Raw genomic sequence first — 7,240 nt, 5'->3', positions numbered from 1 at the left:
AAACGGATGCCGTCGGTCTTTTGCTGCTACACCATCGACCCCGACCGAAAGGCCGTTGGTGGGGTTGTCTGCTCGCACGCCCCGCGCAATGGCGAATTCCATGAGAGCGGAGAAGGCGGATAGGTAGGAGCTCGCTGTAAGGCGGGTCATGGGTGCGGCACCTGCTTTGGCTGCGGCATCGGCAGCCTGAGGCGCTGTAAGGCCAGGAAATCGCTTCGTGGCGCTTGCGGGTAGCCTGACCAAAAGGTTCACCAGCTCGGCCGCATCGGCGCGCTTGATCTGTGAGACATCCCGGTCGGCCGCAAACACCTCCTCGAACAAGCGAGCTTGAGCGGCGCCTTTCAGTTTCGATTTTGGTGACATGCCCTGCCAAGCAGGCTCGGCCCGATGCTGAGCTATCAGCTCGCTCAGTGTGGTGCGCTTCGCTGCTCTCGAAGGAAGCGGGACATCGGCCGGCGCATCCGCGAAAAAGGCATCTCCGGCTTGGCGGGAGAAATCGCTCCTCGCGTCTCGTAGCTCTCGTCTCGCTTGCTCCAACGCGGCTCGGCGTACCAGGTGGATGAGATGCCGAAACTCGGGTGCGTTGAGATCGACCGCGATGCCGTGGCACTCAAGGAGCCGTTTGGCTGTGCTGAACGTGCTGGCCTGACCGTTGGTGTCCGCTGGGTCCGCGAAGGTCGCCTCGTCGATCTCCAGGTCCATCAATTCATCCTGCCGGGACCAAGCAGGGCCTGCGCTTCGTTTCCGTTTGAGCCGAACGTCCTCACGCTCATGAAACCAAGTCAGCGCGATGTGCTCCGCCTCGGAGCGTGTCAGCGCCCGAACCGGTGCGGTATCGAGCTGGCGTTTGGCAGCGGCAATTTGTGCATCGATCGCGATGAGCTCGATCGGCAACAGCCGCCGGGCTTCTGAAAAATCGCCCGTACCCAAAGATTTTCGAAATTCGCGCTTTTTGATCAGCCCAGCTCGACGGAGGGTCTCGGGCACTTTGACCCTAACCCACCACGTGCTGCCCCGAAGCTGCAGACGCGCATCCTTTTTTGCCATGGGTTCGGGCGGCTTGGTGTACCAGTCTGGTGTACCAACTTAGCCCGGAAACTCATTGCCGAGCAATGAGTTCGTGCCTTTCCAACAGGTTAAAGAAACCTGGTGGAGCTGAGGGGAATCGAACCCCTGACCTCCGCAGTGCGATTGCGGCGCTCTCCCATCTGAGCTACAGCCCCGTCGAGGCGCCGGCCTTGTAGGCGCGGGCGGCTCAGCCTGTCAATTCCCTGTTTCAACGTCGCCCGCCGCGCGCCGCTCCGGCGCCGGGATGCGGGCGCCCCGAGGATAGCACGCGAACCCGCATGAACGCCCTGATCTGGCTCTTCGACACGGTCGTCCAGCTCTTCATCTACGTCCTCATCGCCAGCGCGGTCCTGAGCTGGCTCGTGGCGTTCAACGTGGTGAACGTGCGCAATCCGATCGTCGCGCAGATCGGAGAGGTGCTCTACCGGATCACCGAGCCGGTGCTGCGGCCGATCCGCAACCTGCTGCCCAATCTCGGCGGCGTCGACATCTCGCCGATCATCCTGATCCTGCTGCTGCTGTTCATCAGCCGCCTGCTGCACGAGTATGCCGTGCCCGCAACCTACGTTTACGCGCAGTAGGATCGATCGCCCGTGAAGACGAATCCCGGCCGCTTCTTCGAGGATTTCCGCCTCGGCGAGACCATCCGCCACGCCACCCCGCGCACCGTCACGGTGGGCGACATGGCGATGTACACGGGCCTCTACGGGCCGCGCTTCGCGGTCCAGTCCTCGGACGCCTTCGCGCGCGCCTTCGGCTACCCGAAGAGCCCGCTCGACGATCTGCTGACCTTCCACATGGTGTTCGGAAAGACCGTGCCGGACGTCTCCCTCAACGCGCTGGCCAATCTCGGCTACGCGGAGGGCGGGTTCCGGCGGCCGGTCTATCCGGGCGAGACCGTATCGACCGTCTCGGAGGTGATCGGCCTCAAGGAGAGCTCGAACCGCCAGACCGGCGTGGTCTACGTGCGCTCGACCGGGTCGGACGAGCGTGGCGAGACCGTGCTGAGCTATTGCCGCTGGGTGCTGGTGCGCAAGCGCGACCCGGAGGCCGCGATCGCCGAGGAACGCGTGCCGACCCTCGCCAAGGTGGTGGATCCGCAGGATCTGGCAGGCGCGCTGCCGCCGCTCTCGGCCGCCGCCTACGATACGGACTTGGCCGGCAGCCCGCATCGCTTCGCGGATTATGCGGTCGGCGAAAAGATCGACCACGTCGACGGCATGACCGTCGAGGAAGCCGAGCACCAGATCGCCACGCGCCTGTTCCAGAACACCGCGAAGGTGCATTTCGACGGGCTAGCCGCCAAGGACACCCGGTTCGGCCGCCGCCTGATCTACGGCGGGCACGTGATCTCGCTCGCCCGGGCGCTCAGCTTCAACGGGCTCGCCAACGCCTTCGCGCTCGCCGGCATCAATGCCGGCCGGCACGTGGCGCCGCTGTTTGCCGGCGACACGGTCTATGCCTGGAGCGAGGTTCTGTCGACGGCGGATGTCGGCCGTGCCGATGTCGGGCTCCTGCGCCTGCGCACCGTGGCCACCAAGAATCAGCCCTGCGGCGCTTTCCCGGATCGCGCGGGGGATGGCTACGATCCGGCGGTGATTCTCGATCTCGACTACTGGGCGTTCGTGCCGAAGTAGCGGACGGCAAGGTCCAGCGATCGGGCGTTGAGCCTATGGCCGTGATCAGAATCGCGACGACGCGCGCGCTCGTCGTGCGGCGCGCGGGACCGGACGATGCAGCCGCGATTGCCGCACTCCACGTGACGGCTTGGCACGAGGCCTATGGCGGCCTCTTGCCTCCCGAGATGATCGGCGCCCTCACGGTCGAGGTGCGGCAGGCGTGGTGGGCGCAGGTTCTCAGCAGCCCGCAGCTGGATGCTGCCGAGGTGGCTTTTCTGGCCGAACTGGCCGGAAAGCCGGTCGGATTCAGTCTCGGCAACGCCCAGCGCGCGGGCGCGCTGGCGGCGGCAGGCTTCGACGGGGCGTTCCGGGGGCCCTACGTCGTGCGGACCGCCCAGGGGCGCGGCATTGGCCGGGCCCTGGCCGCCGCGATGGCGACGAGCCTGCAGCAGGTGGGTTATCAAGCCGTCAGCGCTTGGGTGCTGCGCACGAACGCCCCCGGCCGGCGCTTCGTCGAGGGTCGTGGCGGCACCCTGCTCTACGGGCCGGAGGCCGTCCGCGGGCACGGACGGTTCGCCGAGGTCGCATACGGCTGGCGTGATCTCGCAGCCCTGGCCGCAACCGGCGACCCGGATCCCTATCGGCGTGAGAGGCCCTCAGCGAATCCCGCTGCCGACCACGCCGGCCTCGACCCCCAGTGTCAGGCGATCGGTGACGGCCCACTCGACCCCGACGCCCGCCACAGGCCGTACCGCGATGTCCTGCCGGCTGAACGGCAGCGTCGCCGGCGTCGGCCCCACGCGCAGGCTCTCGTGCAGGGCAGCGGCGCCCGTCTTGGCGTAGACCAGGACGTCCGGTGTCAGCAGGGTCCCGACCTTCACCTCCAGGGCGCCGGCGAAGTCGCGGCTATAGCTCAGCCGCCCGTAGCCGGGCGTCAGGGTGCCGTCGAGCCCGGCGAGATAATCGAAACCGCCGCTGATGCCGTAGAGGATCGGGCCTTCCTGCCACATCCGCCCGGCCTCGAAGCCGATGGTCGGGCCGGAATAGCTGCCGAAATGCCGGGAACTCGTCATCGCATAGCCGGTCGACAGGCGGGCGTAGGAGCCGGTCCAGCGGCCGGCTGCGTCCTCGGCGGGTGCGGGCCAGGCAAAGGAGGGTAGGGGGGCGAAGCCGATCGACGGCCACAGGAGAGCCTGAGCGGCGGCGGGCCCCGCCGACACGCAGCAGGCCCCAAGCACGAGATTGGCCGCGAGCCGGCGAAACGGACGGGATTCGGCGCATCGAATCATGCCGGCAGCTTAGCCGAAGGCGCCGAGCCGCGACAGGGCTGAGCGGGCTCTTCGCCGGCGCGCCGCCCAAGGCGCTTCCGGGGCCGGCGGTGCCCGCGAGGACCACGCGAGCCGAGCTACGACGATTGGGTGCTGCGGTGTCAGCGCCCGGGGGGCGGGAGCCAGCAGGTCTGCGAGGTCGGCCAGAGCATGTGGGTGCGCGGGCGAGCCTGCGCGCGGCAGTGCTGTTGCCGCGCTCCAGCATGCGGGTGGGCGATGCCGGCCGTGCCGGTGTGGAGATGGGCAAGGCGACGGACTGCGGGATGGACCTGAGGTGGCTGCACTGCCTAGCAGCCGCGCCTCGACGTGGTCGCCGCAGCCGCAGATTTCGAGCGCCGTCAGACATTGTCGGGACCCAAAACACGTCGATCACCGTGCGGCCCGGAGAACCGGTCGTCGAAGCGCGGCAGGCCGCGATTGTCCCGCAGAGTCGTCCCCTCGTGCTCCTCCCGGACCAGGCCCCTCCGGCGCGGTTCGGGGGTCACCAGGGACATGACCGCGTCGAGCGAAATCTTGCTGCATCAAGCAAGGACGAGATTGAGCGACCGGGAAGCCGGGGTGATCGCGACGCGCCGCCCCCAGTCGAAGGCGACGAAATCCTGCTCGATCCCGTCCGAGAACACCACGCCGCCCTCGTTCATCCGCGACACCACCGTAAGGGGCGATCCGGCGAACTTGCCGCCGCGCAGGTCGGTGCCGGTGGCGACGCTCGGGAACGGTTCGCGCACCCAGTAGCCGAAGGCCGCCTCCTCGATGCCGACCTCCACGGTAAGGTGCGTCGCTTCGCTGATCGAGCGCGCCCAGCCGGTCAGGCCGGTGCCCGAGGCCACGATCAGCCCGCTCGACGACTGGTCCTCCGCCCGTGCCCCGTCGTCGATCCGGTAGCGCGCGGATTGGTGGCTGCGGTGGCCGACGAAGATCTCGTTCAGGGCGAGCAGCCGCTCGCCGCCGTCGAAGGTCGCCTGCACCATGGTGCGCCGCTGGAAGAACGTGGCGCCGGCCGCGCTGGCCGGCAGCAATTCGCGCAGGGCCTCGACCCGGACCCGGGCCAGCACCCCGTCGTAGAGGTCGGGCGCCGGATTGACGCCGACCACCGGCTGCCCGTCGAGATACTTGGCCACGTTGGCCACGAGCCCGTCCTGCCCCACCGCCACGACCACATCCTCGGGGGCGAACAGGAAGCGGTCGAGGTCGGGGCGCCGCACCAGGGCCTGCCGCCAGTCCAGGGGCACCGACGCCCGGGCCTCGGTCAGCACGGCCTGGAACCGGGCGTGGCGCGACTCGACCTCGGCGAGCGTCTGGCCCCGGCTCTCCAGGAAGAACCGGACCTGGCCGCGGGTCGCGTGCCGGGCGATGAGCAGCTCGCAATCCGTGTCGCGGATCACGAAGACCGCGCGGGGGGGGATGGCCGGCATGGCGGGTCTCCTCAGCGCGGCGTGAGCCGCGCGGGAAGCGCGCCCCGGACCTCGCCGAGGATGGAAGCCAGCAGGTCGGGCGTGACGTTGATGTGCTCGATCGTCTCCAGCTTGCCGGCGAGTTCCCGGGCTGCCAGCCCGAGCAGGACGGCGGGCGGCATGTCCCGGTAGATTGCGGCGCGGCGCTGCTCCGCCTCGGCCCGGGCGCCCTCGACGAGCCGGATGCGCTCGGCCTCCGCGGCCGCCTCCAGGCCCCGCGCCCCCGCGACGCCGGCGGCGCGGTCGCGGGCATTCGCGGCCTCCTGGGCGATCAGCACGGTCTCGCGCCGGGCCAGCTCGGTCTTCGTCGCGAGCTCGTTCTCCGCGATGGCGCGCTCCTTCTCGACCGCCAGGGCGCGCCGCGCGAAGGTCGCCTCGTCGGCCTTCTGCTGCAGGGCCTCGAAGGTCGGCGTCTGCAGGGCGCGCTCCAGCTCGCTGGTCGGCGCAAGGTTGGTGAGCCGCACCGACACGGCCGCGACGCCGATCTCGGCCAGCGCCGGAGCGTCGAACAGCACCCGTTCCAGCACGGCGCGCAGCGGCTCCGGCCCGGCGTCGAGGAGGGCGCCGATCGGGCTCGCCCCGAGATATTGCAGTGCCGCCTGACTGGCGATGCCGCCGAGGCGGGCCTCGATCCGCTCGATCAGCTCGCCCTGGAGGCGCCCGGTGCGGAGATTGACGGAAAAATCGACCCGGCTCGCCAGCAGCTCCGGATCGACGACGTGCCAGCCGATCGTCCCCTGGACCACGACGGTCTGGAAGTCCCGGCTGCGGCCGCGGACGAACAGGGTCATCTCGCGGTCGTCCACCGGCACCTCGCTGATGCTGGCGGTCTCGGGCCGGAACCAGAAGGCCAGACCCCGCCCGCTCTGCCGGACCCGGCCGTTGCGGAAGCGGATGATGTGGCTGCTCGCCTCGCTCCGGAGCTGGGCGATCACACCGATGTTGCGGAGCGTAGCCATGATGGCCTCCTCAAAACTGCCCCGACCTGTCGAAGCGGAAGAGTTCGGCGGGGCGGAACGCCGTCCCGGCCTCGCGGGCGCCCGTCGGGGCGATCCAGCCCCGGTCGCGCATGCGGCGGCGGAAGGCGGATTTGTTGAGGGGCGCGCCGCGGATGGCCGCGTGCACGTCCTGGAGCTGCCGGAGGGTGAAGTGCTCCGGGAGCAGCGCGAAGCCGACATCCGTGTAGTCGAGCTTGCCGCGCAGCCGCTTCACGGCGAGCGCGAGGATGTCGACGTGGTCGAAGGCGAGGGCGAGGGGCGCCCCGTCCCCCGTCTCGGCCGAGACCGGGCCGCCGGCCTCGCCCGCCCAGGGCACGACCAACATCGCCGCCGTCAGCGCGGCGCCACCCGCCAGGGCCTCGGCGAAGGCCGCCTCCGGCAGCAGCGCCAGGTAGGCGACCGAGACGATGTGCATCCGCGGATCCCGGTCCACGGCGCCGAAGGTGTAGAGCTGCTCGAGCCGCGCCCGCCCGATCCCCGCCTTGTCGTGCAGCACCCGCTCCGCGGCGGCATCGAGGGTCTCGGCGATGCCCACGAACCCGCCCGGCAGGGCCCAGAGGCCGGCCTGCGGCTGCTGGCTCCGCCGCAGCAGGAGCGCGGCGAGCCGCCCTGCCCGGATCCCCATGAGGACGAGGTCCACCGCCAGAGCGGGCCGGTCGTAGGCCGCAGGATCGTAGCCTGCCAGGAACTCGGGTTCGGTCATCGGTCGATTTCTACTCAGGTTGAGCATAAGTAAGACGCAGATTGCGCATATGTCAAGACGCGAGCGGGTC

8 protein-coding genes, 1 tRNA gene and 1 pseudogene are annotated in these 7,240 nt (G+C 69.5%); 3 read left to right on the top strand and 7 right to left on the bottom strand.

Annotation, left to right across the window (positions count from 1 at the left end):
• Nucleotides 1-1,047: DUF6538 domain-containing protein (locus OXS27_RS18450; RefSeq protein ID WP_346733029.1), on the bottom strand; the 1,047-nt coding region annotated here is incomplete at its 3' end.
• Between the two features lie 100 nt (nt 1,048-1,147).
• A tRNA-Ala gene (locus tag OXS27_RS18445) sits at nt 1,148-1,223 on the bottom strand.
• 123 nt (nt 1,224-1,346) lie between these two features.
• On the opposite strand from OXS27_RS18445, the gene OXS27_RS18440 reads away from it, so the two are divergent.
• The 3 genes and pseudogenes from OXS27_RS18440 to OXS27_RS18430 all read left to right on the top strand — a co-directional run.
• Entirely contained in the window at nt 1,347-1,649 is a 303-nt protein-coding gene (locus OXS27_RS18440; RefSeq protein ID WP_091722957.1) for a YggT family protein, read from the top strand.
• A gap of 12 nt (nt 1,650-1,661) precedes the next feature.
• Nucleotides 1,662-2,705, top strand: a complete 1,044-nt coding sequence (locus OXS27_RS18435; protein ID WP_267358136.1) for a MaoC family dehydratase — start codon at nt 1,662-1,664, stop codon at nt 2,703-2,705.
• Nucleotides 2,706-2,740: 35 nt separating this feature from the next.
• Nucleotides 2,741-3,142 (top strand): annotated as a pseudogene (locus OXS27_RS18430) (GNAT family N-acetyltransferase); the annotation flags it as partial.
• 201 nt (nt 3,143-3,343) lie between these two features.
• Here OXS27_RS18430 and OXS27_RS18425 read toward each other — a convergent pair.
• The 5 genes from OXS27_RS18425 to OXS27_RS18405 all read right to left on the bottom strand — a co-directional run bounded on the left by OXS27_RS18425 (nt 3,344) and on the right by OXS27_RS18405 (nt 7,170).
• Nucleotides 3,344-3,907, bottom strand: coding sequence for an outer membrane beta-barrel protein (locus tag OXS27_RS18425; RefSeq protein ID WP_267358134.1), 564 nt, complete (start codon nt 3,905-3,907; stop codon nt 3,344-3,346).
• A 446-nt stretch (nt 3,908-4,353) separates the two neighbouring features.
• Entirely contained in the window at nt 4,354-4,509 is a 156-nt protein-coding gene (locus tag OXS27_RS18420) for a hypothetical protein (RefSeq protein WP_267358132.1), read from the bottom strand.
• Between the two features lie 27 nt (nt 4,510-4,536).
• Nucleotides 4,537-5,430, bottom strand: coding sequence for a hypothetical protein (locus OXS27_RS18415; RefSeq protein ID WP_267358130.1), 894 nt, complete (start codon nt 5,428-5,430; stop codon nt 4,537-4,539).
• Nucleotides 5,431-5,441: 11 nt separating this feature from the next.
• Entirely contained in the window at nt 5,442-6,428 is a 987-nt protein-coding gene (locus OXS27_RS18410) for an SPFH domain-containing protein (protein WP_267358128.1), read from the bottom strand.
• 10 nt (nt 6,429-6,438) lie between these two features.
• A complete protein-coding gene (locus tag OXS27_RS18405) occupies nt 6,439-7,170 on the bottom strand; it encodes an NUDIX domain-containing protein (RefSeq protein WP_267358126.1) in 732 nt (243 codons plus the stop codon).
• Nucleotides 7,171-7,240: the final 70 nt, after the last annotated feature.

The organism is Methylobacterium sp. GC_Met_3 (genome assembly GCF_026540775.1).
Taxonomy (GTDB): domain Bacteria; phylum Pseudomonadota; class Alphaproteobacteria; order Rhizobiales; family Beijerinckiaceae; genus Methylobacterium.
Note: the sequence above shows the minus strand (reverse complement) of the source record. Positions and strands in the feature narration are given on the sequence as shown.

Bases quoted from the DNA above. Each gene is read 5' to 3' on its own strand.
- OXS27_RS18405 (WP_267358126.1), bottom strand. From the start codon at position 7,170: ATGACCGAACCCGAGTTCCTGGCAGGCTACGATCCTGCGGCCTACGAC.
- OXS27_RS18420 (WP_267358132.1), bottom strand. From the start codon at position 4,509: ATGTCCCTGGTGACCCCCGAACCGCGCCGGAGGGGCCTGGTCCGGGAG.
- OXS27_RS18415 (WP_267358130.1), bottom strand. From the start codon at position 5,430: ATGCCGGCCATCCCCCCCCGCGCGGTCTTCGTGATCCGCGACACGGAT.
- OXS27_RS18410 (WP_267358128.1), bottom strand. From the start codon at position 6,428: ATGGCTACGCTCCGCAACATCGGTGTGATCGCCCAGCTCCGGAGCGAG.
- OXS27_RS18440 (WP_091722957.1), top strand. From the start codon at position 1,347: ATGAACGCCCTGATCTGGCTCTTCGACACGGTCGTCCAGCTCTTCATC.